Here is a 1,456-nt window from a genome sequence, read left to right on the forward strand (position 1 = left end):
GCGGGAGTGTCATGAATCAGGTGTGGATCTCCCCGAAGGAGTCACCTGATGAGTACGACGACTGATCGCCTGATCGAGACGGCTGGCGGCGTGTCGCTTGCCGAGGTAGGCGGGAGCGCTGAGGGTACCGACGTGAAGTCGATGCCGGTGTCGCCCAACGGTCTGTCCAGCGAGTTGTTGGAGGAGCTGGCCGCGCTGGCGGCCGAGAAGGTCCGCGGAGAGGGTCTGCGGCTGATGGGTGAGGGCGGGCTGCTGCCCGAGCTGGCCCGGCATCTGATGCAGGCGGCCTTGGAGGCCGAGATGGATCAGCATCTGGCTGAGGAGGCCGGCCGCGTCGGCGGGCGTGGGTCGCGCTCGGGCGGGAACATGCGCAACGGCTACCGGAGCAAGAAGGTGATGACCGAGGTCGGCCCCGTCACGGTGCGGGTCCCGAGGGACCGGCTGGGCACCTTCCAGCCCCGGGTTCTGCCGAGGTACGCCCGCCGCACGGGCGCGTTGGACGAGCTGGTCCTGTCGCTGACCGCGAAGGGACTGACCTCCGGGGAGATCGTCGCTCACCTCGCCCAGACGTACGGCATGACGACGACGAAGGAGACCATCTCCACGATCACCGACAAGGCCCTGGAGTCGATGGCGGAGTGGCGTACGAGGCCGTTGGACGCGGTCTACCCGGTCGTCTTCATCGACGCCGTGCACGTGAAGATCCGTGATGGTCAGGTCGCCAACCGGCCCGTCTACGTGGCCGTCGCGGTCACCGCCGACGGCTACCGGGAGATCCTCGGCCTGTGGGCCGGGCAGGGCGGCGAGGGCGCGAAGTACTGGCAGATGGTCCTGACCGAGATCAAGAACAGAGGCGTGCGCGATGTGCTGATGTTGGTCTGCGACGGCCTGACAGCCCTGCCCGAGGCGGTGAACACCGTCTGGCCGGCCACCGTCGTGCAGACCTGTGTCGTCCACCTCATCCGGGCCAGCCTGCGGTACTCCTCCCGCCGCGACTGGGCCGACGTCGCCCGGGACCTCAAGCCCGTCTACACGGCCGTCAACGAGGACCAGGCCCGTGCGCGGCTGGCCGAGTTCGGCGAGACGTGGGGCGGGAAGTACCCCTCGATCACGGGGATCTGGGAGCGTGCTTGGAGCGAGTTCGTGCCCTTCCTCGGCCTGCCCGACGCCATCCGCCAGGTCGTCTACACCACCAACGCCATCGAGTCCCTCAACGCCCGCTACCGGCGCGCGGCCCAGGCCTGCGGACACTTCCCCAACGAGCAGGCCGCCCTCAAACGCCTCTACCTGGCCACCCTCGCCCTCGACCCCACCGGACGTGGCCGTCAGCGCTGGAACAACCGCTGGAAGAGCGCCCTCAACGAGTTCGACCTCCTCTTCGACGGCCGACTGACCGCCGGACGAGTGTAGGCTGATCGGCATAATAAGAAATCTATAGACCAAACAGACGAATTAC

General features: G+C 67.7%; 1 protein-coding gene. It reads left to right on the forward strand.

Features of this window, described 5'->3' with window-relative positions:
- The first annotated feature begins 141 nt into the window (after nucleotides 1–141).
- Entirely contained in the window at nucleotides 142–1,410 is a 1,269-nt protein-coding gene (locus tag E1265_RS36220; RefSeq protein WP_132935174.1) for an IS256 family transposase, read from the forward strand.
- The last annotated feature ends 46 nt before the right edge of the window (nucleotides 1,411–1,456 follow it).

This window comes from Streptomyces sp. 8K308, from assembly GCF_004348315.1.
Classification (GTDB): Bacteria; Actinomycetota; Actinomycetes; order Streptomycetales; family Streptomycetaceae; genus Streptomyces.